This window comes from Niallia sp. MER 6 (genome assembly GCF_023714395.1).
GTDB lineage: Bacteria > Bacillota > Bacilli > Bacillales > Cytobacillaceae > Niallia.
On sequence record NZ_JAMAUK010000003.1, the window covers coordinates 148310 to 174038 of the forward strand.

Consider the following 25729-nt stretch of genomic DNA (forward strand, 5'->3'; position numbering starts at 1 on the left):
AGAGGGATAGCATGCGTTCATATGAAAAGTCAGAGAAAGCATACAAAGAAGCAGTCGAATTAATGCCAGGCGGGGTAAACAGCCCTGTTCGTGCCTTTAAATCTGTGAAGCGGAATCCTGTGTTTATGAACTCAGGAAAAGGCTCAAAAATTTACGATATTGATGGCAATGAATACATTGACTATGTTCTGTCATGGGGTCCCCTTATCTTAGGGCATGCCAATGATCAGGTAGTCGAAGGAATAAAAAAAGTTGCAGAGCAGGGGACAAGCTTTGGAGCACCAACTTTAATCGAGACTGAGCTTGCTAAGCTAGTTAAGGAAAGAGTGCCAAGCATTGAAATCATCCGCATGGTATCCTCAGGAACTGAGGCGACAATGAGTGCAATCAGGCTGGCTAGAGGCTATACTGGCCGAAATAAAATCATCAAGTTTGAGGGCTGCTACCACGGCCATGGCGACTCTCTTTTAATTAAAGCAGGTTCAGGAGTTGCAACACTAGGCTTGCCAGACAGCCCAGGCGTTCCAGAAGGAGTTGCAGCAAACACTATTACAGTAGCCTACAATGACCTAGAAAGCATTAAGTATGCCTTCGAAACCTTTGGAGATGACATCGCCGGCATCATCGTAGAGCCAGTAGCTGGTAATATGGGCGTAGTGCCTCCTAAGGATGGCTTCCTGCAAGGGCTGCGTGAAATAACAGAACAATACGGTGCATTGCTGATTTTTGATGAGGTTATGACAGGCTTCCGTGTAGACTATGGCTGTGCCCAAGGCTATTTCGGTATTACGCCTGATCTTACTTGCCTTGGCAAGGTTATTGGCGGAGGACTCCCAGTTGGCGCGTACGGCGGAAAAGCAGAAATCATGAATCAAGTTGCTCCAAGCGGACCGATTTATCAAGCAGGTACATTATCAGGTAATCCGCTGGCAATGACAGCAGGCTACGAGACATTGTCCCAATTGACGCCTGAAAGCTATAAAGATTTCATTTTTAAAGCAGATAAGCTTGAAGCAGGCCTAAAGGCTGCGGCTGAAAAATACGAGATTCCATTTACAATTAATCGTGCCGGTTCTATGATTGGCTTCTTCTTCACAAACGAAGAGGTAGTTGATTATGAAAGTGCGAAAACTTCCAATCTAGATTACTTTGCTGCATTTTATAATGAAATGCTCGAGCAAGGTGTATTCCTGCCGCCATCTCAGTTTGAAGGTTTGTTCCTATCAACTGCTTTAAGCGAGGAAGATATTGACCACACAATAAAAGCAGCAGAAATTGCTTTTTCTAAGTTGAAATAATTTATCCATAAAAATCCAAAGTGCTATTGCAGGCGCTTTGGATTTTTTTGTTTTTAAATTCATAGACTTTCTATACAAAGAAATATTCATAAAAGGGCATTTCTGTTCATAAATTGTAATTGACATAGTGATTATACGTGAAAGGAATGAAGGGAGGAGTCGCTTTGTCTCAAGAAAATTCGTCTATCTTACGGTTTTCGTTGGAAGAGTCAGTCTGGTTTCAAAAAGGACAGGAAGTAGAGGATCTGCTGTCTATTTCACTAGACCCGAATATAACCATCCAAGAAAACGATCAGTATATTACCATTCAAGGATCATTAGAATTGACAGGTGAATACAATCGAACACAGACAAATCAGCCAGAAGAAGAGGAGGTATTTAAGGCTCCTAAGTTAGTTCATTCCGTTTTGGAGAGGGAAGAAGGAGTTAATGAGTTTCTTCATCATTTCCCTGTCGACATTACGATTCCATTCTCACGCGTTCGCAGCATCGAAGATATTGAAGTTGAAATTGAAACATTTGATTATGTCTTCCCAGAAAGAAGCTGTCTGAATCTTACAGCAGAATTATCTATTGCAGGCTTAACGAATGAAGAGCAAGCCTCAGAAGAGGAAACTGAGGAGGATGAATGGACTTCCCATTATCCGGCAAGAGAAGAGAGCACAGAGGCAGAGCAGATATTTGTTCAACAGGAAAACAATCAAGAGGATGAACTAGAAGCATTAACAAGGGGCTACGAACAAAGGCAGCAGCCTGAAGAAATCGAGCTTTCTGCAGGCTCTAGCAGAGAAGATGTAAACTTTGGGGCTGAAGAGATTGAGAATGAGCCTGTGTTTAGGGACAGTGAAGAGGAATTAGAACCTGTTAAAATTGAAGTACAGCCGTTTCAAAGAATCAGTCCATTGATGGAAGAGGAAGAACGGATTTCCGCTGAGTCTGGTCTGGAGGAATATGAGCCGTTTGAATTGGAAGTCCGCAAAGCACCTTCGCAAAAGGACGATGATTGGGAAGAGGACACGACGACAGATGTACCTTTATTCGCTGAGGCTGAAGTATTAGAAGAGCCTCCAGCAGCTGTTGTTGAACCTGTTGCAGACCATAAACCTGAAGTAAAGGTTTCCTTGTTTAGATCAGAAGAGACATTCCCTGCAGAGGATGTTTTCGATAAGCCTGTTCCAGAATCTTCTGAGCAAAAGCTTGATGAATCAACAGCAGAATTCTCAGAACACGATAAGGATGAATCTGAAGAGTCCTCTTCTGAGAATGATAATGGACCGAAGAAGAAAAAAGGAATTTTCTCGAAAAAGAAATCATTGACCTTTACAGAGTTCTTCGCCCGTAAGGAAGAAGAAACACATACAAAGGTAAAGGTAGTTATTGTTCAGCAGGGAGATACGATTGAGAAGCTAAGTGAACGTTATAATGTTAATGTTCATAACCTGCTGAAGGAAAACCACCTTGAGGTCAATCAGGATGTTGTAGAAGGGCAAGTTTTATATATCCCAGGTAAAATTGCTGAAAAGTAAGTTTTGTAGGTGCACCTAAAAGGGTAAAGCGGGCCCCGAATCAACATGTAAGGAGATGTTAGTCAATCTCTTTTTCCTAATAAGAAAGTGTGGGCGCATATGAGTGAAAAAAACACGATTAAAAAATATACACCCATTTTAGAGCCATACGGAGTGGAGCCGCATTTTGTGGAGGAGTTCGGCAGAATCGTGAAAATTTATTCCAGCAAAGGCACATTTGCACTAAAAACGATTGATCCCCATAAAGGCTCTGATTTTATCCGGCACGTTCGGACATTGTACCAAAAAGGATATAACAGAATTGTGCCGATTTATCCGACAGTCGATGGCAGGTATGCAGTCTTGTATGAGCATAAGCTCTATTATTTAATGCCGTGGCTTCCGAACGAAGAGCGGGAGAATTATTTCAAGAAGCATCAGCAAATGTTCAGGGAGCTCGCAAGACTGCATGTCCTATCCTCTAAGGAAGTGAAAATTGAAAAGGAAGATCGGGAAGAGCATTATGAAAATACGCTATTGGAGCTGGAAAAGGAACAAGAATTTTTGGATGGCTATATTGAAGAGTGTGAAAACACAGAATATATGTCACCGTTCCAATGGATGTTCTGCATGTATTACCATGATGTGAGGCAAGCGCTGAAATATTCGGAAACGAAGCTGAAGGAATGGTATGAAGAGACAAAGGATGATGAGAAGGCAAGAGTATCGATCATTCATGGGAAAATCTCGCCAGAACATTTTTTATATGACGAGAAAGGGTATGGGTATTTCACTAACTTTGAAAATGCCAAGTTTGGCTCTCCAAGCCATGACCTGCTTCCGTTTATTGCTAGGTCTCTGAAAACCACTCCGAAGCAGAATAATGATTGCTTAGAATGGATTTATACTTATTTCAATTATTATCCGCTCAAGTCGGATGAGATGCTGCTTTTTTTGAGCTATTTAGCACATCCTGGACCTGTAATCCGCATATGTGAAAAATACCATAAAAGCGATAAGAAAAAGAATGAGCGCAAATATGCACAAAGCTTATTGAAGCAATACTGGCTGCTGAAAAATACCGAATATATTGTCATGCGTATTGACGAAATGGAGCGGGAAAAAAAAGCGCAGCAGGAAGCACAAAAAGAGACCCAAGATTCTTAACATCTTGGGTCTTAAATAATTTCCAGATAAATAGACAAAGCCAGCACGATTAAAAGAGATAAAAACAGCACATCAAAGGTTGTCGGTAAAAGCATTGTTCTGACAGCCTGAAAGATGCAAAAAGGTATAATAAAACGGGCACATGCATTGCGGACGCCTTTAAGCCATGGTGGATATGTGTAGGGATTAAACTTCTTTTTCAAGGAACACAAACCTCCTTTTTTAACCTTACTATCAATATATGGCGCGGTTAACCTGTTAAGTACTGCAAATTAACTATGCTGTGCTTTTAAGGCCAGTATGTATAAATTTTAAAAAATAAGGTTATCCTTATTGACGAAAATAACTTTTATTCGGTATTATCTATATAAATAAATAAAAAGGCAATGACAGGGAGTAGTACAATGCCAGTTGTTTTTTAGAGAGGAAATCACATGCTGAAAGATTTCCATTCAACACATTGGAAGGTAGCCCTCGAGCTTCTTTTGCGAACGGGAAAGCTTATTAGTGAAAGACGGACAGCATCCGATATCATCTTTGAAAGAGCCAATATTTTTATATTGGAAAAAAGGTGGTACCGCGAAAAACTCCCTTCGTCCTTTTATGACGAAGGGAGTTTTTTATTTGCCAAAATGTAAGTATTGAAAAAATTCTCACAAGGAGGATAATGGGTATGGAAACAAACGAGTTATCAATGCCGACTAAATACGATCCCCAATCCATCGAAAAGGGACGCTATGACTGGTGGCTGAAAGGTAAATTTTTTGAGGCAAAGTCAGATGAGGGAAAACAGCCATATACAATCGTGATTCCGCCTCCAAACGTAACAGGGAAGCTGCATTTAGGTCATGCTTGGGATACAACTTTACAAGACATCTTAACAAGAATGAAAAGAATGCAAGGCTATGATGTTCTATGGCTGCCTGGAATGGACCATGCAGGGATTGCCACACAAGCAAAGGTGGAAGAAAAACTGCGTGCAAACAATATCAGCAGATATGATCTAGGAAGAGAAAAGTTTGTTGAAGAGACATGGAAGTGGAAAGAAGAATATGCAAGTCATATTCGTGAACAGTGGTCAAAGCTTGGACTTGGATTAGACTATTCAAGGGAACGCTTCACTCTTGATGAAGGGCTGTCAAAAGCGGTGCGTGAAGTATTCGTTTCTCTTTATAACAAAGGTTTAATCTACCGTGGTGAATATATCATTAACTGGGACCCGGCAACAAAAACGGCTCTGTCAGATATTGAGGTAATCTACAAGGATGTACAAGGTGCATTCTATCATATGAGATATCCGCTTGCTGACGGCTCCGGCTATATTGAAGTTGCTACTACTCGTCCGGAAACGATGCTTGGTGATTCTGGTGTTGCTGTACATCCAAAGGATGAAAGATACCAGCATTTAATCGGAAAAACAGTAATTCTGCCGATCGTTGGAAGAGAAATTCCGATTGTGGCAGATGATTATGTAGAAATGGACTTCGGTTCTGGCGCTGTTAAAATGACACCAGCACATGACCCGAATGACTTTGAAGTAGGTAACCTTCATAATCTAGAACGCATCCTTGTAATGAATGAGGATGGAACGATGAATGAACGTGCCGGTAAATATGAAGGCATGGATCGTTTTGAATGCCGCAAGCAAATCGTTAAAGATCTTGAGGAGCAAGGTGTTCTGTTTAAAATTGAAGAGCATATGCATTCAGTTGGACATTCTGAGCGCAGCGGCGCAGTTGTTGAGCCATACTTGTCCACACAATGGTTCGTTAAGATGCAGCCATTAGCAGATGCAGCTGTTGCTTTGCAAAACAACGAAGAAGAGAAAGTACAATTTGTGCCGAACCGCTTCGAAAACACTTATTTACACTGGATGGAAAACATCCGCGACTGGTGTATTTCTCGTCAGCTGTGGTGGGGTCATCGCATTCCAGCTTGGTATCATAAAGAAACAGGCGAAGTGTATGTAAACCACGAGGCTCCAAGTGACATTGAAAACTGGGAGCAAGATACAGATGTTTTAGACACTTGGTTCAGCTCTGCCTTATGGCCGTTCTCTACATTGGATTGGCCTGACACAGATGCTCCTGACTTTAAGCGTTATTATCCGACAGCTGCACTTGTTACTGGCTATGACATCATTTTCTTCTGGGTTTCCCGCATGATTTTCCAAGGGCTTGAGTTCACTGGCGAAAGACCGTTTAATGATGTATTAATCCATGGACTTGTTCGTGACGAGCAAGGCAGAAAAATGAGTAAATCATTGGGTAACGGTGTTGATCCGATGGATGTTATCGCACAATATGGTGCTGATTCCCTGCGTTACTTCTTGTCAACAGGCAGCTCGCCAGGCCAAGACTTACGCTTCAGCATGGAAAAGGTAGAATCGACTTGGAATTTCGCCAACAAGATTTGGAATGCATCCCGTTTTGCTTTAATGAACATGAACGGCTTATCATATGAAGAAATTGACTTGTCTGGAGAAAAATCTGTTGCAGACAAATGGATTTTAACACGTCTTAACGAAACAATCGAAACAGTGACACGTCTGTCTGACCGCTATGAATTCGGTGAAGTAGGACGCATCCTTTACAACTTCATCTGGGATGATTTCTGTGACTGGTATATCGAGATGGCGAAGCTGCCGCTTTATGGCGAAGACGAAGCTGCTAAGCTGACAACACGTTCTATTCTTGCATATGTATTGGATAATACAATGAGATTGTTGCATCCTTTCATGCCATTTATTACAGAAGAAATCTGGCAGAACTTGCCGCATGCAGGTGAGTCTATTACAACTGCAGCATGGCCGGAGGTAAATCCAGCATTTACAGATAATAAAGCTGCTAACGATATGAAGCTGCTTGTAGAAATTATCCGTTCAGTAAGAAACAGCCGTGCGGAAGTAAATACACCAATGAGCAAGAAGATTAAAATCCTCTTGAAAGCACAAGATGATACAATCAAAGCTACATTGGAAGACAACAAAGCATATATTGAGCGTTTCTGTAATCCAGAAGAGTTGGAAATCGCAACAGATATTGCTATTCCTGATAAAGCGATGACTTCTGTTATTACAGGTGTGGAAATTATTCTGCCACTTGAAGGCCTCATCAATATGGAGGAAGAAATTGCCCGTCTTACTAAAGAGCTTGAGAAATGGACGAAAGAAGTAGACCGAGTTCAGAAGAAGCTAAGCAATCAAGGGTTTGTAAGCAAAGCACCAGAGAAAGTCATCAATGAAGAAAAAGCAAAAGAGCAAGACTATCTGCAAAAAAGAGCAACAGTAGAAGCTCGAATTAAAGAACTTAAGGGCGATGCTTAAAACCTCCCTTTTAAACTAAGACGAACCCTATCCTACATAGGGTTCGTCTTCCCTATTTAAAGATAAACCAAGAAGAGGTGGAAATTATGTTCCAGACATATGAAGAGGCATTAAAGTGGATACATGGACGGCTTAGGCTCGGAATTAAGCCTGGGCTCACTAGAATGAACATCATGATGGAGAAGCTTGGTTTTCCAGAGAAAAAGATTAAAGCTGTTCATGTGGGCGGCACAAATGGCAAAGGCTCAACGGTTGCCTATTTGCGCAATATAATGGAAAGTGCCGGGTTAACAGTTGGAACCTTTACTTCCCCATATATTGAACAATTTAATGAAAGAATCAGCATCAATGGCGTGCCGATTGCCGACGAGGAAATTAAGGAGCTTGCTAATATTCTTTATCCGATAGTTATGGAAATGGATAAAGACGAATTAGGCGGACCGACAGAATTTGAGATTATTACAGCAATGTCTCTTTATTATTTTGCATTTGTCCATCAACCAGATGTTGTTCTGTATGAAGTCGGCTTAGGTGGTCGTTTTGATTCTACTAATATCATTACACCTCTCTTATCTGTCATCACAAGTATCGGTCTTGACCATACTGCTATTTTAGGAGAAACATACAGCGAAATTGCGTTTGAAAAAGCTGGGATTATTAAAGAGAACACACCGGTAATTGCTGCAGTCAAGCAACAGGAATCAGAGGAAGTAATTGTACGCAGAGCTAAAGAGGAAAACGCTTCTTACTATTTATTAGGCAAACATTTTGTGGTGGAAGATTATCAATCGAATGAAGATGGAGAGGTTTTCACCTTTAAAACAGCAGCAACAAAATTTCTACATTTGCAGATTGGCATGCTAGGAGAGCATCAAGCAGAAAATGCTGCTCTTGCCGTTATGGCTGCATTGCTTCTTAAAGACAGCTTACACTTGAGTGAAGCAGATATCAGAACAGGATTGCTTCAAGCACGGTGGGCAGGCAGATTGGAGATTCTCTCTAAACACCCGTATGTGCTTGTAGACGGTGCACATAATCAGGAAGGTGTTGAGGCGTTAGTTGATGTCTTAGAAACAAGATACAAAGATAAGAAGAAGAGTGTTTTGTTTGCTGCATTATCTGATAAGAAAACAGATAAAATGATTGAAAAGTTAGGACAAGCAGCTTCTGACATCACTTTCACAAGCTTTGACTTTCCCCGCGCAGCAGCAGCTGAAGCGCTGTTTAGAGAAAGCAGTCATTCAAATAAACGCTTTACTGATGATTGGAAAAAATTAATTACAGAAAAACTCGAAAGACTTCATGAAGATGAGCTGCTGGTCATCACTGGCTCCTTGTATTTCTTGTCAAATGTGCTTGCCTTTTGGAAAGAACGAAATTTAGGAGGAAAGTAACAGAATTTTTTACAAATTTTTATATATTTTTGCAATAAAAAAATATAGTATAATACTAATAGGTAAAAAGTTTGAAATTTCGTAATATGAAATAATAGCCTGTTAAAGGCCAAATAGGCAATGCATCTTTTTAGAAAAGAAATTAGGTGGAGCATTTGGTTAAATCATCTACTAAAAAAATAATATGGGCAATTTGGATAGTGCTTATCCCTATTGGCTTATTGCTGACATATCACTTCTATCCACCAGACATTACGGGGGAATATGGTGATGTCCTTGCGTTTTTAATATTTATGGCAATCGTTGCAAGCATGCCAATGATGATTAATGGAACTCCTGTTTTCTTCCTGCAGTGGGCAACGATCTCTGTTTTCTTGATATTTGGTTTATTTATCGAGACAGTGCTTGTGCAAATAGCATTGTTCACCTTAATGCTGCAGATGCGTCTCGATAAAAAATCATTATTCCGGCTGCCGATGAATTCAGCAATGTTCTTTCTCGTTTCTGTATTGAGCGGAATTATATACTACAGTCTTGGCGGAAGCCATGGAGCGGACCTTCTGTTCCACTTTGACTCTTTTATGCTCATTCTTTTTTATCCTTTTATTTATTTTGTTCTGAATGCGCTTTTCATTTTTTGCATTGACCGTCTAGTATATAAAAGAAAAGTAAATTTTCTCACGAAGGATGTTTTGTGGGAGTTTTTCACTACGCTTATTACATATCCTGTCGGCTTCGCGCTGTATATTATGTACTTGGATATTGGGTTAATGGCTCTCGTTTTGATAGGAATTCCTTTCATCTGTCTGTCTGTTGTATTGAGACTGTATCATTCAAGCCAATCAATCAATGACTATTTGAAAAAAATTGCCGAAATTGGACATCAGCTGTCACAAGCCTTATTTGTAAAGGAAACAATCAATTTGTTTATCGACAGCATATTTGAATTGATGAAGGTTGATGTTGTGTATGTGGATCAAGTAAACAGCAAAAATGAGCTAGAGTCGATTGCCAGGGTAGAGAAGCAGAAGAAGCTCCCGATTTTTTCCGATGTACTGAAGGAAAATGAGGGAATTATTGGCCGAGTACTTGCCGCAAAAAAACCAGCTGTCTATCATAGGCGCAAAGATTGGGAAGAGCTTAACAAAGGCTTTATGCCCGATTATATTGAAAGTGTGCTGTGCATGCCAATCATCAAAAACAATGGTGTGATTGGTATCTTGCTGCTAGGAAGCGTGCAAAAAAAGGCATTCGCGCATACAAAGCTGATGATATTGGATCTGTTATGCACCCAGTTTGCAGTTGCTCTTGATAATGCGCGATACTTTGAAAAAACGAAAGAAAAGAGTGAGCGCTGTGCGCTGACAAAGCTATACAATTACCGTTATTTCGAAAAGCACTTAACAGCAAAATTTACAGAGATGAACAATAATGTTATTAACAATTTAACTGTCATTATGCTTGATATTGACCATTTTAAGTCAATTAATGATACGTATGGTCATCAAGCAGGAAATGAAATATTAACAGAGTTTGCAGACAGAGTCTCAAAGCTTATCGATAAACACGGAGTGGTAGCGAGATACGGGGGAGAAGAGTTTGTGATTCTCCTTGAAAATACGGAAATCGAGGAAGCACAGGAGCTTGCAGAATTTTTAAGAAAAATGATTGAAACCCGGCCGTTTTTCATCAAACAAAATATAGATGAAAAACAAAAAGAATTGCAGGTAAGCATCACAGCATCACTGGGACTTGCATGTGCTCCTGAACAAGCTGATGAAGCAATGGCGCTGATAAGGCATGCTGACAGAGCCCTGTATGTTGGGGCGAAGCGGGCAGGCAGGAATCGCGTCGCTTGTTATATGAAATAGCTCATAAAGTGCAAAGGAACTTCTATTGATTTAGCAGTTTCTTTTTTTTTTGCAAAGATTTAGTAACACGAGAAACATGCTGAAAAAATAGGGGGAAAGGACGATAACACAAGAGGCTAGAGCGTAATATATTCCCAGCAGAAAAGACTATCCTAGTTCAAAAGTCCTTGATATAATGAAGATATTATACTAGTTTAACAGTAGTAAGAACGGAGTGGGGAAATGAGGAGAGCGTTACGTTTCAGTAAGTTTATTATATTGTCAATACTGTCATTGCTGTTGATACCCTTCCAAGCAAATGCGGCTGCATCAGCGCCGACAGTTAATTTTACAGTGACACCATCTCAAAGTGTTATCGTTAAACCGGCAAACAGTTCGGCACAGGGAAGTTTAGATATTCGTTTAACTCCTGAGGGGAAGGCAACAAATGCAAATCGTTCTCCAATAGATGTTGCATTTGTTTTTGATAAATCAGGCTCCATGGATGAGCTAGGCAAAAGCCCGTATAAGTTTTTGAGTGCAAAAAATGCCATGGCTGAAGCGGCGGCTTTCTTTAGCCAAGACCCTAATAAAAATGACAGGTTTTCTCTTATTCCTTTTTCTACAGATGTGGAAACAGATAAGGTTGTAAGTTTTCCGGTTGTGTCCACGCCAACGACAGATAATGTGAGAACAAACCTGCAGACTATTAACAACCGAGTGAAGGAGCTTTCTGCCGTTGGCGGAACAAACTATACACAATCCTTCCAAAAAGCAAGGAGCATGTTAATAACTGGAACAAGCCAAGCGAAGAAGTATATCATCTTTATGACAGATGGAGAGCCGACATCTTCTAAAAACGTAGAGACATTTACTGATAGAGTTTGTCAATCTAAGTACTTCTGCTATGACAAAAAAGTGCAGGATACAGTAACATACACTGTTTATACAAATAATACAGCGACTGCTGTCCGTTCTAATGGGACAGTTGTTTCCAACAGCTTAAAAACAGTGCAAACAGCCATTAAATCATATGTTGATGAAGAGGTCGACGAACTTGCTGCCAATAACATTAAGCTGTATTCCGTCGGCTTTGGGACAAATAGTGAAGTAGATATGAGCTATTTAAGTAAGTTATCAGAGAAGACTGGTGTGACAGCACAGCAGGCTTCAACAGATACTATTGCGAAAATATTTGAAGATATATCACAGAAGGTATCCACACCAACTATCACGGCTACTGTTAAAATTAATATTGCTAAGTTTGGGGATACTGTTAAACTTGCAGACAATGCCAATGCTACATTGGATTCTTCAGGAAATATAATCATTAAAAAGGACATATTGTTCCCAATCAATCAAAATGTTACGACTCCGATTGATGTGTCACTGCCTTTGACATTCAGTCAAAAAGGGACATATAATTTTGATAATATTAAGCTTGAATATACCGATCTAGATGGAAAGCTTCAGGAGAAATCAACCTCTGCAACGATTGTTGTTAAAGATGATGCACCTGCCGGCTTCCAGTCCTCTATGACATTGTCAAAAGTAGTGAATGACTTAAATAATTTAGTCAAAACTAGCAATTCGAATGACAGAACAAATTATTTTAATGTCAATTATTCTTTAAAGCCTATTAATTTAGTGAACAGCACTGTCAGCGGCAAATTACAGAATTTAGTTATTGAACAGCCATTGCCAGCTGGGATTACGGTTATTCCTAAGGATAATGTGAAGGTAGAGTCAAGGAATGGTAAAAACTATGCAGTGATGTCATTAAGTGATGTGGCAAACTACGCAAAAGGCAGCTTTACGCCCTCAGAAATTACGGCTTCCTTGCCGCTGAAAGTAGATTGGGCGGTCACTAATATGACGATGCCAATCGCCAATTTATATTTTACTGATTCTCGTTTTTCATACAGCAGTCAAACAACGATTCCAGCATCATCGCAAATGATTAATATGAAGGTACAGTTAAAAGAAAACACAGCGAATGTATACACAGGTGATGCTGCAGGAACAATTGAAAAGAGAGATCAGGCAACAAATACGAAAATAGCAAGCACTGCTGATTTCAAGGAAGATTATGGACTTGAAAATAAGCCTGTGAAAGATATGGTTTTTAAAGAAGGGACGAATAATCAGGCAATAGAAATCACGTATAATGATGACAGTAAAGCCTATCTGTATTTCACACCAGATTATGATTTGACCGGAAAGTCTACAGGCGATAAATATGGAAGTGGCGAAACAGCATCAGAAACGGTAGAGGCAAGGCTTGTCCAGAAAGTTGCAGGAGATGATGTTGTCTACTCCTATAAAGTGGACAATGGCAAGGAGACAACAGGTTGGATTAAATTTAATCCAACTGAAGCAATCATAATAGACAAGACAGGCAAGAATACGATTCACGTTAAGGCTGAAGGTGGTTTTGCTAACAGCCAGGAAATCACAAAGACAATTACAATACAAGATAAAGTACAATCTATTTCGGTTGCGCCTAACCCTATAAATATTATCGTAGGAAGCACGACTGACTTCACTGTTACCTTTAACCCGGAAAATGCCACAAACAAAGACTTGGATATTAAACTTGCTGACACATCAATAGCTAGTATCCTTGATGGAAAGTACAGCATTTACGGAAATAAGGCAGGGGAAACAGAGCTGATTGTGAAGACAAAAGACGGTTCTAATCTTGAGGTAAGAATTCCGGTGACAGTTACGGACCCGTATATTGCCCTTGATGAAATTAAATTCACGAAACCAGCCTACCAAGTGGAGGTTGGGGAAGAGCTGCCAGTAACAGATAACTTAATCTTCAACCCAAGCAACGCAACAGACAAAGATATTATTAGTGTTGTAGCAGATCAGCCAGATAAAGTAGAAGTCATTCATAAAGATGGCGAATACTACTTGAAAGGGAAAGAAGTCGGTTATTCAAATGTGACAGCAACTGCAGAAGAACAAAGAGATAGCACAAGTCCAAGTGCATCCACCTTGATTGAAGTTGTGGAGGATACTAGTACAGACGATGGTGATAACGGCGGTTCTGGAAACAGCACGGACGGTAAATGGTAATAAGGAAGGGATGCTAAATGTAAGCATCCCTTTTTTTGTAGAATTAAAAAGGGTGCCAGATAGGGCACCCTTGAATGGTTATTGAATAACAAAATCATCAGGAATAATCTGCAAGCGGTCAACTATCGGCAATGCATCTATTCCTTGCAATAATACGTCTTGGTCATAATCAACAATGAATCTGGACATGTAACCTTCTGTTGACCCAGGAACATTTTCGATTGCTTTAAATGAGCGGTTCGCTCTGATCGCATTGATTTCAAGAGAACCTCTGGCAAATATGCCTCCTTTAATATAAAACAACGAACCTACTCCATATAATTCTGCATCCCTTTCTGTATAGAAAAATGCTTGTAATGGCTTGATATTCATTTCCTCGATTGGCAAGTACGGATAGCTCGGCTCATTCATGTCAGCATAATTGTTAAATTCATTCATCCTTGTAATCGTAAGCCTGTCTTTTGAAAGCAGTATCAGCTGCCCTTCCGTTGCGTTACCTAAAGTATTTGTGTATGGCAGGCCAATAATATTAACGTTGGAGATAAAGCTGTCTGCATTCGAATAAACAACAGAATTAAAGCGCACAATGTCATTTTCTTGTTCAGATTCCCCTGTTTCATCGCCCTTGACTGTAAAAGAACCAAGACTGATAATATTACTGTTTAAATCCATTTCTGTATTAAGGGGGCGAATGCTGAGTGTTGTTCCTGAGAAGATATCGCCATTCAGCTTCACTCCGTTTGCTGTGTTAACCGTTTTGTCAGCGCTGGACTCTATTACGATTTTTCCGGCAGCCACCATGTCTTGCGCAACTGTGACATTGCCGTCAAAGTTAATAAGATGAAGATTGCCCGCTGTCTTGACAGCTTGAAGGGATATATCCTTATTGCTGACAACATATAAATCACCATTAACGATAAGATCTTTGTTAAATGTAATTGGATAGTTGCTGCTGTTTATAACAACATCTCCATTAACTTGTACTGTATTATTAAATTGAATTGGACCAGTTTTACTGTCAATCGTGAAACCGCCCTCCAGCTCCTCAAGGGAGTCTCCTAGCACAGATTGAGGGACTTGCTGTGTTTCAGTCTTTGCAATCTCACTTTCGGTAACATTTGTAGTCACCTTAGAGCTTATTTCCTGCTTTAATACACTTGGAAGATACTTTATATCCTCTGTTGTTGAAACAGTTGCTGTTAAGTTGTTATTTCCAAGGATTGTGTTAATTCGGTCTCTGAGTGTTTTATCAAACTCAATATTGATAAATTGACTATCATGCTTAAGATCAGGTACATCTTCCTGATAGAAATTGCTTTCCTTCAGTAGCGGAAGTATATGCGCTCCTGTGCTGTAGAAGTCACCATTAACTGATGGCGGGAGAGAATGTATTGTTCTTGCGCCTCCTTGCCGGTCTTGATATTTTGCATCATCTGATATCGTCAGATAATTAGCAAAGGCATTTCCGTTAATATTAGAAGAACCATTCAAGAAAAGTCCGCCTTTATCATCTTCTGAAGCTGACCCTGCAGCATACTTAAGGAAGCTTGGAAGTGGGGACAGAATGATCTTTTTCTTCAACGTACGCGTGACATCTCCCTCATTTTCATTCGGGTTGTTCGTTACAAGCACAATCTCCAGCACTCTTGTGTAATCATCATCTCTGTTAATGGAATAAGAGCTTGTATTTTCCAACGTTGCAGCCTCACATTGGTTTTGTGCCGAAGTAGGCTGGATAGATAGAATGTCGTTGGTATTGCTTAAGTCTTGTATGCTTAAACATTTAATAGAGTCATCGTAATTGGTATTTTCAAGGATATGGTCAAGACTGGGAACGAGCACTCTATTTTGCAGATTTCCTTCAAATGATGCATTTACTCGGTAAGTGCCATCTGTTCTTTTCACCATATCTAAATTTAATGTATTCAGCCTTGCCGCAATTTCAGATGTAATTTCCTCGAGCATCTTTTTGCTCTCAAACGTTACGGTGATGTCCGATTCCCTTGTTTCCACTCGTTTTGCTCCACTGATGGAAGATGCCACAATGGCAAGACCAATCGTCGTGAATACAATCGACACTAAAAGGACTGTAAGGAGGGCATTTCCTTGTTCATTCAGTTTCTTCATATAATACTCCTTAAAAGCCAAATCGACTTTCTAATGTTAGTGGCCGTTCTATTCTGGCATTTTGAATGGTGAAATCCACTGCAATAATGCCGTGTAAACATTTGTTGTTATCATTTCTATCGGTATCACTGCACATTAAATTAATAGTGGATGCACTGTAATCGCCGTTTCCTTCCAGTGTATTTCCATCAATGGAAACAGACTGAATTTCTTTGCCACCTACTGTTTTTTCTACAAATTCAATCGATCGTGTTTCTGTGTTCTCTTCATCAATTTCTTCTTTACTGTAGGAGTAAAAGGTTGAATTCTCTTTTTCATTTTCGTTAATAGCTGTCTGCTCTGAATTAACAAGGACGATTTTGTCGCCATCTTGTGTGACATAATCAAACGGAATGCTGTTAAAGGAATTCATCATCACAGACACCGCATAATCAGCATCATCACGGAGCTGCCCTTCTACTTGTATCTTATTGTACAGATTAATACCTGTATGAAAGACACCATATATAACAGGCAGCACGATAGCTGTTATCGCAAGCACTGCAAGAACCTCAACCAAGGTCAGTCCTTTTTCATCTAAGATCTTCACTTTTAATTGCCCCTTCCATTGAAGTTGTGTAGTCATGCTGCTTCACCGTCCAAGCCACTTCAACAGTTAAGGGAATGAAATAAGCTGTATTGTTTTCATCCAGCGAAGGAACAATAGTAACATTGTAGGCTACATTATTTATGGTGATTGGCTCACAGCCCTGTATCTCATCATTCCAAAATACTTGATAGGAATTATCACAAATTCTTAATGTACCTTCTGTGGCCGGATTTTTTTCCAGCCTGTCTCTTAGCGCAATAAACGAGTTATTGCCTGAAGACTGTTCCATATACGTTAAAGCGTTTCTAGCAACATTAATGGCAGCAGTCTTTTTTTGGTTCGAGTTTGTAAAAGAATAAGCTTGATTAAAAAAGTTCATTATACCTAATAAAATTAGACTGAGTATAGTAAGGGAAACGAGAACCTCAATCAAAGTTAAGCCTTTATTACTAGATAGAACTTTAAAAAATTTCATATATTCCCCTGCTTTCAAAATTACTAATCTTATTATACAATATTTATTAGTCGTAAATTGACTAAAAAAGTCGAAAAAGAGTGCTAAAGTATTGGAAAAATAGAAAAAAATGTCGTTTTTTTAGGAAATTAGATATAGTTATAAGGAGGTGTGCCATGATATCGTATGTTCTAGCTCTTTTCTCCCTAATTTTGATTGTGCCAATTGTGTATTTTCTCCCATTAGGGTTTACGAAAAAGGGCAAATGGTGGATTATTGGTGCTGCACTGCTCACATCTGTATGCGGGTTATTGACACAGCGATTGTTTGCATGGTGGCAAACAGTGCTTTTAATGCTTTTATTTTTAATTATATTTACTTATATCTTCATTAAAAAATCCCCAGAAATGATGTTTGAAGCAGAGGAAGAAATGGATGAAGAAGATTATGACTGGGAAATGGCTACAGCTCAGCAGGTGACACAGCGAAATAGCACATGGGATATCAAAAGCGAAAAGCTGCCTGCAGCAGCTGAAGTAAAAGAAGTCGAGCCAGTTTTAACAGCTGAAAAAGCACATGATGAGGAAGATATTATTATTCCGGCAGTTTCTGTCGAGGAAGAATTTATGAAAAGTGATTTTTCTGCGAAAGAAGATGTTAACAATTCAGCTGTTGCGGACGAAATAATCATAGGGGAATTAGAGGATGCAGAGGAAATTCCAGCAATGGAAGTTCTCACATCGCCAACTGAAAATGCGGTAGCAGAACATTCAGCAGAAAGCTTTTCTTATATGGAGGAGCTGGAAATGCTGATGAACTCTGATGAAAATGAAACACAGCAAGAAAATAAGCAGAGCAAAACAGCAGCCGAGTTTGCTGATTTTGATATGTCTTTACTAGAAGATTTAGATCAAGCAGCGGCAAGTGTAGAGGATGACCAAGATGCCGTAACACCGGCTGCTAATGATGAGAGCTTAATAGAACAAGAAGTGGATGATTTTGTTATAAACCCTGACTTGTTGGAACGAGAAGAAGTCGACACTGTAGCAGAAGATTTGCTGCCAGACATTCTAGCCCATAAAGAACCGTTATTAGAACTAAGCACAGAAAAAATCAGCGAAGAAGAAAATATTAAAGAAGAAAGTATGGAAGAAGTCGACGTCATAGAAGACGAAGTGACAGTTAAAGACAATAGAGTGGCGCATCAGGTTATCAATAATACGTTAATGCAGCTTGACCTGATGAAGAACAGCCTCAGCAGAGAGGAATATGAAGCAATCCTGCTGAAATGCCTAACAGAGACATTGCCATTACATGAATACTTTGCTCTGTCTAATTTACTGATCGAGCATTATGTTCAGCATAACGAAAGTTCCAAGCTGCGGTCATTGTTTGTTCAATTGCAAACTAAATACCAACATGAACCAATCATCTTAGAACAGCTTAGCTTCATGGAGAAGAATTACTTAAATAATTAAATATGTGAATAAGGTGAGGATATTTTATGAAAAACAGTACACAAATTAAAGGATTGCCAATCATTAGCATTTCAAACGGACAGCAGGAAGGAAAGGTTCAATCACTTATTATTAACCCAGAAAAGGGTACGGTAGATTTCTTGACGATCGAACAAGAAGAATGGCAGGACAACAATTTTGCTATTCCGTTTAAAAAAGTGGTCGGTGTCGGCGAGTATGCAGTAACGATTGAAAATGCCCATGCCATCATGGATTTGAACGAAATTCCGATTGCCAGTGAATTAGTAAATAAAAAAATCGGTCTTATCGATGCAAATGTTATTACTAGAAAAGGGGAACTTATCGGCAAAGTTTCCGAATTTGTCGTTGATGACGAAAATGGCGGTGCAATCACGGCACTTCAAGCTAATGTGAAAAACAAAGAAGTGCTGATTGATGCCGAATTTGTGTTGACTTACGGAAAAGACATCATTGTTGTTAAAGAAGAAACAGCTGCCAGCCTTAGAGAGCTTGGTGCAAAAGAAGAAGCTTCAGCACTAGATACAGCTGAGGAGACGGAAGAATTATTAAAAGAGCTGTCTGCTCCTGCCATTAATCACGCAGAGGAAGCAGAACGCCTGCAAGCATTAAAAGAAAAGCAAGTAGAATTATTGCTGAATAAAAAAGTAGTTAATGATATATACACAAATGAAGGTCAACTACTGCTGACAAAAGGAACTGTTCTGACATTAGCGGATATTGAAAATGCCCAGCTAGCAGGACCAAGTGTAGTAATTGACCTTTCAATGAATGTGGAAGCTTAATAACAAAGGAGCAAACACTGCATGAAAAACATCCAAGCTGCAAAGCTATTTGCCGCAATTTTGTTCGCGACTTCCTTTATTTTTAGCTTTTCTCAATTTGGGGCGAAGGCATACAGTAATTTTTTTCAGAGTAATGACGGATATGAGGAGCATACAACAATTGCCGGCATCGATGTTTCTGGGATGAATCAACAGGAGGCCTTAAGCGCAGTAAGCGAAAAGCATACAGAATGGGAGAAGAACACAAATATTCAATTGAAATTCAAAGAAAAGACAGTGAGTTTTGATCTAAGCCAGTTTGCATTTCAATTGAAGGACTCTGTTGCTTCCATTAAACAAGGGGAGAACAATAATGTTCTTGTGTCCCTTGACTTGCAGGAAATGGAAAGCTTCCTGACATCTGTATCAGCCGAGCTGACGACAGATAATGCTTTTTATTTGTCTAAGTTGAATGATAGTTTAGTAGGAATGGCAGCAAGCTTACAATCTGGCAATCAATTAATCGACTTGAATGAATACAAAATAAGCAAAAAAGAAGAGAACGCTAAATTAGCAGAGGCGACAGTGGATACGGACGACCAGAAAAACAGTGTGAAAAAATGGGTAAAGCAATTCCCGACTTTAACGATTAAACCGCAAGCAACCATTTCTTTGCTTGAATGGATGAACGAAAATAATGGGGAAGCTTACTCAGATAAGGTGCTAAGCATTGTGGCTACTGCTGTTCATTCAGCAATCCTGCCAACGAACTTCACTGTTTCAGAAAGGTATACAAGCAATACGTTGCCAGACTTTGCTGATATCGGCTATGAAGCAAGAATAAATAAGAATCAAAAAATGGATTACCGGTTCAATAATCCTAATGAACAAACCTTTACTATGTCCTTCCAAATGGTTAATAACAAACTGTATGTAAGTTTAAATGGAGCTAGTTTGCTATATGACTACAAAGTGATTTTGTCTGATAAAGAAACATTTTCACCAAAAACAGTTCTTCAGTTTGATCCAAGTCTGAGCTTAAATGAAACGAGAATTGTAGAAGAAGGCTCCGCCGGACAGTTGATCAAGGTATACAGAGAGTCGAAGGATGAGAACGGGGAAGTTGTAAAAAAAGAACTAATCAGTGAAGACTTTTATCCACCAGTGAATAAAGTCATTGCACACAGCCTGCTTGTTGAAGAGGATGTTACAATCGACGCTGATAACAGTGCTGCAGAAGACACAGATAGCGATAATAGTGAAGCAAAGACAGATACAGAAGCTTCTGAAGACGACTCAAGCAATACAAAAGATACGGAAACAACGGAAACGGATAGCAAAACAAATGACAGCACAGAAGCGGACAAGACTGCTGCAAGTACGGAAGAAACAACGGGAAGCACTAAATAATTTTAAGGGAGGGATCAAGGATGAAACAAATTCGAAAACGACTTGGTGATTTGTTGGTGGAAGCTGGTTTGCTGACAGAAGAACAGCTGCAGCAGGCGCTGCAAGATAAGCATCCGGATCAAAGGCTTGGCGACAGTTTGCTTCAAAAGGGATTTATTACAGAGCAGCAGCTTATTGAAGTATTGGAATTGCAGTTAGGCATTCCCCATGTAAGCTTGTACCGCTATCCTTTTGACCCTAAATTATTTACGATTGTTTCCAAGGAAACAGCGAAAAGACAGTTGATTATTCCGCTCAAGAAAGATGGAGAAAAACTGTATGTCGCAATGGCTGATCCAATGGACTTCTATACAATTGATGATTTGCGCTTGGCTACTGGCTTTCAAATAGAAACAGCTATTGCTTCTAAAGATGATATCCTGCGGGCAATCAATAAATATTATGATATGGACGAAGGCTTTGAAGAATTGCTGTCAGATCCGAATGAGATTGGTGAAAGCCAGAGCGATGGGATGATTGAGCAAGATTCTCCAATCGTAAGACTTGTTAACCAAATATTGACGAATGCAGCAACATTAAAAGCAAGTGATATTCATATTGACCCGCAGGAAACGAAGGTGGTTATCCGCTACCGTATTGATGGCGTACTTCGTGTCGAACGGGTCCTGCCAAAGCATATGCAAAGTGTATTGATTGCCAGGCTGAAAATCATGGCCAATTTAGATATAACAGAGCATCGCATTCCCCAGGATGGGAGAATTAAGATTAATCTGGATTTCCATCCGATTGATTTGCGTGTATCAACATTGCCGACAGTATATGGTGAAAAGGTTGTAATGCGTCTTCTTGATTTAGGGAGTACCTTAAATGACCTTAATAAGCTTGGCTTTAATAAAGTTAATCTTGGCCGCTTCGTTGACATGATTGAAAAACCGACAGGGATTATTTTAATAACAGGCCCGACTGGTTCAGGTAAATCTTCCACTTTATATGCTGCACTTAATCGCTTAAACAGTGAAGAGGTTAATATCATTACGGTCGAGGACCCTGTTGAGTATCAATTAGAGGGCATTAACCAAATTCAAGTAAACGGAAATGTCGGCATGACCTTTGCAGCAGGATTGCGCGCTATCCTGAGACAAGACCCGAATGTCATCATGGTCGGGGAGATACGAGATAAGGAAACAGCCGAGGTTGCTGTCAGAGCGTCGTTGACAGGACATCTTGTTCTTAGCACTCTTCATACGAATGATTCTTTGGGCTCTATTACACGATTGCTTGATATGGGAGTGGAGCCATTTTTAGTTGCTTCCTCCTTAAGCGGAATTGTCGCACAACGGCTTGTGAGAAAAGTGTGCAGAGACTGTGGAGAGGTTCATCCTGCTTCGGCGCGAGAGAAAGAAATTTTCGCAAAAAGAGGGTTGTCCATCGAGAAGGTGGCAAGAGGGAAGGGCTGTGCTTCCTGCAACATGACAGGCTATAAAGGCCGTGTTGCTATCCATGAGGTGTTAGTTATCAATGATGAGATGAAAAGTGTCATCATGAATGGCGAGTCCTTCACGAAGCTGCGGGAGCTTGCTATTAAAGCTAAAACAATCTTCTTAATTGATGACGGTCTTTTGAAAGTTAAACAAGGAATTACTACAACAGAAGAAGTGCTTCGTGTAGCTATCCCTGACTAGGAGGGGCTAATATGTACAACAATATCGACCATTTGCTGCGGGTCGGCTTTGAGCTTAAAGCTTCTGACATCCATTTGACAGTCGGAGTGCCTCCTGTCATGCGTATAAACGGAGAGCTGAGACGATACGGCAAGGAAAGCTTAACCCCTGCAGATACAGAAACGATGGCAAAAGCGATGATTCCTAAGGAGTTATGGGATGTGTTCACGGAAAAAGGAGAGCTGGACTTTTCCTACAGTCTAAAAGGTGTTTCCAGATTTCGTGTTAACACATATAAGCAAAGAGCGTGTGTTGCTCTTGCAATCAGGGTGGTGCCAACATCTATACCCAATTTGGATGATTTGAAGCTGCCGCCAATCTTAAAAAAAATCAGTGAAAAGCCGCAAGGATTAATACTCGTTACAGGACCGACAGGAAGCGGTAAATCAACAACACTTGCAGCGATGATTTCCTATATGAACGAGACGATGAGAAAGCATATTATCACATTGGAAGATCCGATTGAATACTTGCATAAGCATGGTAAATGCATTATTGATCAGCGAGAGGTCGGCTTTGATACGAAGAATTTCGCCAATGGGCTGCGGGCTTCGTTAAGACAGGACCCGGATGTTATTCTAGTCGGCGAGATGCGTGATTTAGAAACAATTCAAACCGCAATTACAGCAGCAGAAACAGGCCATCTTGTGCTCGGAACGCTTCATACGTCTAGTGCGCCGGCGACAATCAACCGGATTATTGATGTGTTTCCGCCGTCCCAGCAGGATCAAATCCGCATTCAGCTGGCATCTGTGCTTGTGAGCATCGTGTCCCAAAGGCTGTTTCCAACACCAGACAAGACGGGCAGGGTGTCAGCAACAGAAATCTTAATTAATAATGCAGCTGTTGCGAATTTAATCCGCAACGAAAAAATCCATCAAATTCAAAATATCATGCAGACATCAAGAGCAGCTGGGATGCATACATTAGAAAGCAATGTGAAGGAGCTCGTCCAGGCTGGAGCTGTATTAAGAGAAGCTGCACTTCCATATTTACAAGAGAAGGAGCAAAGCAATGGCTCGTTATAAATATGAAGGAAGAGACCGCAGAGGTAAAAAAACAGGCATTGTTACAGCACAGTCAAAAAGAGATGCCATGCTGCAGCTGAAGGAAAAAGGAATCAGAGTCATGGAAATCAATGAGATTCCCGAAACACTGCTTACAAAGGAAATCACACTAGGCAGTCCGGTTAAGCTGCAGGATTTTGTTATTTATTTACGTCAATTTGCCACATTGCTGAAAGCAGGTATTTCTGTTGTGGAAGCAACAGCTATTCTTGCACAGCAGACAGAAAGCAAAGGCCTTCGTAAAGCATTGCTGTCTGTCGAACAAGATTTGCGTGACGGAAATCCGCTCTCGCAAGCAGCCAGCAAGCATCGCAAAGTGTTCTCCAGCATGTTTGTCAACATGATACGTGCTGGTGAAGCAAGCGGCAGCATGGACGAGACATTGGAAAGACTGGCAGTGCATTATGAGAAGCAGCATTTCACGAAACAAAAGATTATTTCGGCACTTACTTATCCAATCGCGATTGCTATTATTGCCATTATAGTCGTTATCTTTTTGCTCGTAAGCATCGTCCCGACATTTGTTGATATGTTCAAGGATTTCGGCGGTGAATTGCCTGCAATCACCCAATTTGTACTGAATGCTAGTGAATTCATGCAAGTATACTGGTGGCTGATTGTACTGTTGATGATTGCATTTGTTGTCAGCATTCTTGTGATACGAAATAATAAAGCTTCAAAATACTATTTAGATTATTTTCTGCTTCGGCTGCCTGTTTTCGGTAAAATTTTGCAAAAAGCAGCATTAGCAAGAATGACAAGAACATTAAGCTCGCTGTTTTCCAGTTCCGTGCCGATTCTGCAGGCGATCGCGATTGTCGAAAGCGTCATTGAAAATGAAGTGATGTCAAAGGTGCTTATAAAATCAAGAAGCGCACTAGAACAAGGTCAATCATTAACAACACCGATGAAAGCACACTGGGTGTTCCCGCCCCTTGTGACCCAAATGATTGCCATCGGTGAAGAGACAGGCTCACTCGATGCGATGCTTTCAAAAGTTGCTGACTTTTACGAAAGAGAAGTCGAAAGTGCCACAGACAGACTGAAGTCCTTAATCGAACCGATTATGATCGTGCTCCTTGCCGGAATTGTCGGCACAATCGTCACATCCATCATGGTGCCGATGTTTGAAATATTCAACCACGTTCAATAAAAAATATAGGACATTTTCCTTAAAATAACTGTATGAATGAGTCTATTTATCTAGTATAATAGTAATAGGTTGTACACAACCAAAATAAATAACTTTTTTAAAAAGAGGAGCAACTAAAAATGGGTCAATTATTAAAAAAACATATTAAAAACGAAAAGGGTCTTACGCTAATTGAGCTTTTGGCTGTTATCGTTATTTTAGGTATTATTGCTGCGATTGCTATTCCTAGCATTGCGAATATTATTGAGAAATCTCGTTTTGATGCTGTTAAAGCAGATGCTGTACAGATTTTGAATGGCGCACAGACTTATGTTTCTTCTAATGACTATACAACAGGAACACTAGATGAAGATGAGTTAGGTGATTTTGTTGAAAACGTAACTACATTTGAAGATGGATATACTGTAACAGTTGGTGACAGTGGACTTACTTTTTCAGGTACTGGTCAAAAAGGAAATGTAACAATAAAATTTAATAATGCAAACTTATCTACAATTAACAGTGCTACAAAATCTGGTAAGAGTAATACAATCGGTACTACTACTACACCTTAATGAATTGAGGGCGAATAATTGATCTACCTACTAATCTTCCTATACGGAATAACACTAGGCTCCTTTTATAACGTTGTCGGGCTCAGGGTTCCATTGCAGAAATCGATTGTTAGGCCAAGATCACATTGTACGAATTGCGGGCATACTTTAACACCGCTAGAATTAATACCTGTTTTAAGCTATATGTTCGTAAGGGGGAAATGCAGGTGCTGCAAAGCATCGATTTCCCCCTTATATCCTATATTTGAGCTTTTGACAGGTGTTCTTTTTGTTTTATGCCCTGTTATTCTTGGCTGGGAAGCAGAGCTGTTTGTAGCGTGGACGTTCATCTCATTATTGATGATCATCACTGTTTCTGATATAGAATATATGATTATTCCAGATAAGGTGCTGCTGTTTTTTGGCATCTTGCTGTTAGGAGAACGAATTTTTATTCAGTTGGATCCCTGGTGGGACAGCTTGCTTGGGGCAGTTGTCGGTTTTGTGCTTTTGTATGTGATTGCAGTGGTCTCAAAAGGCGGCATGGGAGGCGGAGATATAAAGCTGTTTGCCGTTATTGGATTGGTGCTTGGTATGAAGCTCGTCCTTTTGACCTTCTTCCTTTCCACCATATTTGGAACTGCAGGCGGCCTTATTGGCATGGCTGCAGGTAAAGTGAAAAAAAACAAGCCGATTCCGTTCGGTCCGTTTATCGTGATTGGTGCGCTTGTGAGTTATTTTTATGGCAATGACTTAATCAATTGGTATTTAAATGTATTTCTTTAAGGAGCA

General features: G+C 40.0%; 19 protein-coding genes and 1 other annotated feature. Of the genes, 15 read left to right on the forward strand and 4 right to left on the reverse strand.

Features of this window, described 5'->3' with window-relative positions; genetic code table 11:
* The first annotated feature begins 11 nt into the window (after window positions 1-11).
* The 3 genes from hemL to ysxE all read left to right on the forward strand — a co-directional run bounded on the left by hemL (window position 12) and on the right by ysxE (window position 3970).
* The gene (gene hemL / locus M3600_RS05380; protein WP_251644877.1) at window positions 12-1298 is read left to right on the forward strand and encodes a glutamate-1-semialdehyde 2,1-aminomutase; all 1287 of its coding nucleotides are present in this window, start codon (window positions 12-14) and stop codon (window positions 1296-1298) included.
* A 164-nt stretch (window positions 1299-1462) separates the two neighbouring features.
* Complete coding sequence (spoVID, locus tag M3600_RS05385) at window positions 1463-2824, forward strand: stage VI sporulation protein D (protein WP_233318346.1); 1362 nt, start codon at window positions 1463-1465, stop codon at window positions 2822-2824.
* Window positions 2825-2923: 99 nt separating this feature from the next.
* On the forward strand, window positions 2924-3970 hold the full coding sequence (ysxE, locus tag M3600_RS05390) for a spore coat protein YsxE (protein ID WP_233318356.1): 1047 nt from the start codon (window positions 2924-2926) through the stop codon (window positions 3968-3970).
* An 11-nt stretch (window positions 3971-3981) separates the two neighbouring features.
* Here the strand turns inward: ysxE and M3600_RS05395 are convergent, their stop codons facing one another.
* Window positions 3982-4173, reverse strand: coding sequence for a hypothetical protein (locus tag M3600_RS05395; protein ID WP_233318357.1), 192 nt, complete (start codon window positions 4171-4173; stop codon window positions 3982-3984).
* Window positions 4174-4347: 174 nt separating this feature from the next.
* Window positions 4348-4574: a binding site (T-box leader), on the forward strand.
* Between the two features lie 69 nt (window positions 4575-4643).
* Here M3600_RS05395 and M3600_RS05400 point away from each other — a divergent pair.
* The 4 genes from M3600_RS05400 (at window position 4644) to M3600_RS05415 (ending at window position 13623) form a co-directional block, all read left to right on the forward strand.
* Window positions 4644-7295, forward strand: a complete 2652-nt coding sequence (locus M3600_RS05400; protein ID WP_251644878.1) for a valine--tRNA ligase — start codon at window positions 4644-4646, stop codon at window positions 7293-7295.
* Between the two features lie 86 nt (window positions 7296-7381).
* Window positions 7382-8689 (forward strand): bifunctional folylpolyglutamate synthase/dihydrofolate synthase, encoded by a 1308-nt coding sequence (locus M3600_RS05405; RefSeq protein WP_237941768.1) that lies wholly within the window; start codon window positions 7382-7384, stop codon window positions 8687-8689.
* A gap of 146 nt (window positions 8690-8835) precedes the next feature.
* A complete protein-coding gene (locus M3600_RS05410) occupies window positions 8836-10560 on the forward strand; it encodes a sensor domain-containing diguanylate cyclase (protein ID WP_396953784.1) in 1725 nt (574 codons plus the stop codon).
* A gap of 222 nt (window positions 10561-10782) precedes the next feature.
* The gene (locus tag M3600_RS05415) at window positions 10783-13623 is read left to right on the forward strand and encodes a vWA domain-containing protein (RefSeq protein ID WP_251644879.1); all 2841 of its coding nucleotides are present in this window, start codon (window positions 10783-10785) and stop codon (window positions 13621-13623) included.
* A 78-nt stretch (window positions 13624-13701) separates the two neighbouring features.
* On the opposite strand, the gene M3600_RS05420 is transcribed toward M3600_RS05415, so the two are convergent.
* From M3600_RS05420 to M3600_RS05430, 3 genes are read right to left on the reverse strand one after another with little or no spacing between them, the layout of a single operon-like run.
* On the reverse strand, window positions 13702-15750 hold the full coding sequence (locus M3600_RS05420) for a FapA family protein (RefSeq protein ID WP_251644880.1): 2049 nt from the start codon (window positions 15748-15750) through the stop codon (window positions 13702-13704).
* A 10-nt stretch (window positions 15751-15760) separates the two neighbouring features.
* Window positions 15761-16339 carry a prepilin-type N-terminal cleavage/methylation domain-containing protein gene (locus M3600_RS05425; protein ID WP_233318376.1) on the reverse strand — a complete coding sequence of 193 codons (579 nt, stop codon included), beginning with the start codon at window positions 16337-16339 and terminating at the stop codon, window positions 15761-15763.
* Window positions 16323-16814 carry a type IV pilus modification PilV family protein gene (locus tag M3600_RS05430; protein ID WP_251644881.1) on the reverse strand — a complete coding sequence of 164 codons (492 nt, stop codon included), beginning with the start codon at window positions 16812-16814 and terminating at the stop codon, window positions 16323-16325. Before M3600_RS05430 ends, M3600_RS05425 begins: the two co-directional genes overlap by 17 nt.
* 155 nt (window positions 16815-16969) lie before the next feature.
* On the opposite strand from M3600_RS05430, the gene M3600_RS05435 reads away from it, so the two are divergent.
* From M3600_RS05435 to M3600_RS05470, 8 genes are all read left to right on the forward strand, one after another.
* A complete protein-coding gene (locus tag M3600_RS05435; protein ID WP_251644882.1) occupies window positions 16970-18271 on the forward strand; it encodes a hypothetical protein in 1302 nt (433 codons plus the stop codon).
* A 26-nt stretch (window positions 18272-18297) separates the two neighbouring features.
* Complete coding sequence (locus tag M3600_RS05440) at window positions 18298-19074, forward strand: PRC-barrel domain-containing protein (protein WP_251644883.1); 777 nt, start codon at window positions 18298-18300, stop codon at window positions 19072-19074.
* A gap of 21 nt (window positions 19075-19095) precedes the next feature.
* Window positions 19096-20463: a G5 domain-containing protein gene (locus tag M3600_RS05445; protein ID WP_251644884.1), complete on the forward strand. Its 1368-nt coding sequence runs from the start codon at window positions 19096-19098 to the stop codon at window positions 20461-20463.
* Between the two features lie 20 nt (window positions 20464-20483).
* Window positions 20484-22145: a GspE/PulE family protein gene (locus tag M3600_RS05450; RefSeq protein WP_251644885.1), complete on the forward strand. Its 1662-nt coding sequence runs from the start codon at window positions 20484-20486 to the stop codon at window positions 22143-22145.
* An 11-nt stretch (window positions 22146-22156) separates the two neighbouring features.
* Window positions 22157-23212, forward strand: a complete 1056-nt coding sequence (locus M3600_RS05455; protein WP_233318394.1) for a type IV pilus twitching motility protein PilT — start codon at window positions 22157-22159, stop codon at window positions 23210-23212.
* Complete coding sequence (locus tag M3600_RS05460) at window positions 23199-24404, forward strand: type II secretion system F family protein (RefSeq protein WP_251644886.1); 1206 nt, start codon at window positions 23199-23201, stop codon at window positions 24402-24404. Before M3600_RS05455 ends, M3600_RS05460 begins: the two co-directional genes overlap by 14 nt.
* A gap of 119 nt (window positions 24405-24523) precedes the next feature.
* Window positions 24524-24958, forward strand: coding sequence for a prepilin-type N-terminal cleavage/methylation domain-containing protein (locus M3600_RS05465; RefSeq protein ID WP_233318398.1), 435 nt, complete (start codon window positions 24524-24526; stop codon window positions 24956-24958).
* 18 nt (window positions 24959-24976) lie between these two features.
* Entirely contained in the window at window positions 24977-25723 is a 747-nt protein-coding gene (locus M3600_RS05470; RefSeq protein ID WP_233318400.1) for a prepilin peptidase, read from the forward strand.
* Window positions 25724-25729 lie beyond the last annotated feature (6 nt).